Raw genomic sequence first — 854 nt, 5'->3', positions numbered from 1 at the left:
CCGCCATATCGCGGATAGGACGTGTTGTTCGGGTTGGTGCACCGCCCTTTCATCTGCGCCCAAATTCGATAAGCACGCACGTTTGCCAAGCGAGTCACGCTGCGCTCCTCAACTTGGTGAACAAACGAAGTTCCACTTCGCGCTCCTGCTCAATCTGATCCAGTCGTTCGCGTAGAAGTCGGTTCTCGCGCTCCAGATCGCTCTCAATGCGGCGCAGGCTGCGCGGGTCATAACCGCGCTTCAGGAGCCAGTAGTGCAGCCACGCTTCGCTGCCGCAGGCGTCCATGAGCGCATCCAGGTGCTTCTCCGACAGGCGGGCTGTTCCCTGCTGGGCCTTGGCCAGCGTCGCCGGGTCGATCTCGATTTCAATCGCCACGGACTTGTCCTGCAGGCCGCTCTTGCGCAGCGTGTCGGCGATGACCTTCGCCTCGCTCGTCCACTCCGGCCACTCCTGCTCGGTGATGGCGCGCAGCGGGCGCTGGACGCGCAAATCAAGGGGATCAGAAACGTTGCCCATGTGAATTGAATGTCGTTGAAGGTCGATTTTTGGCTCAAATAAAGGCGTCATCTACGACGCCTACTCACTTTTTGGCGCATCCCCGCAGTCATGAAACAATCGAGATCTCTGACCTTCTCAACTGCCCACATCCGGGGGATGCATGACCATCAGAACCACAGTCGACGACTTCACCGCTACGTACGACCCTGGCTCGAAAACTTTTACGGTGTCCGTGCCTCAAGCGCTGCTGATCCATTCGGGCGAAGTGCCAAACGAGACCCAGACAGATGCACAAGAACAACCGAGCCATCAGGTTGCACAGACCTTGACCATCCGCTTTTCGCCAAATGCGACA

The 854-nt window shown here is 58.3% G+C and carries 2 protein-coding genes; one reads left to right on the top strand and one right to left on the bottom strand.

Going from position 1 to position 854, the window contains the following annotated elements:
• Positions 1 to 94: 94 nt before the first annotated feature.
• Positions 95 to 568, bottom strand: coding sequence for a hypothetical protein (locus RVY79_RS16685; RefSeq protein ID WP_248694666.1), 474 nt, complete (start codon positions 566 to 568; stop codon positions 95 to 97).
• A 91-nt stretch (positions 569 to 659) separates the two neighbouring features.
• Here RVY79_RS16685 and RVY79_RS16680 point away from each other — a divergent pair.
• Positions 660 to 854, top strand: a 195-nt coding sequence (locus RVY79_RS16680; RefSeq protein WP_317465594.1) for a hypothetical protein, incomplete at its 3' end; no start/stop codon positions are given.

It is taken from the genome of Chromohalobacter sp. HP20-39, from assembly GCF_033052815.1.
Lineage (GTDB): Bacteria > Pseudomonadota > Gammaproteobacteria > Pseudomonadales > Halomonadaceae > Chromohalobacter.
Note: the sequence above shows the minus strand (reverse complement) of the source record. Positions and strands in the feature narration are given on the sequence as shown.

Coding starts and splice junctions, on each gene's coding strand:
- RVY79_RS16685 (WP_248694666.1), bottom strand. CDS start 568: ATGACGCCTTTATTTGAGCCAAAAATCGACCTTCAACGACATTCAATT.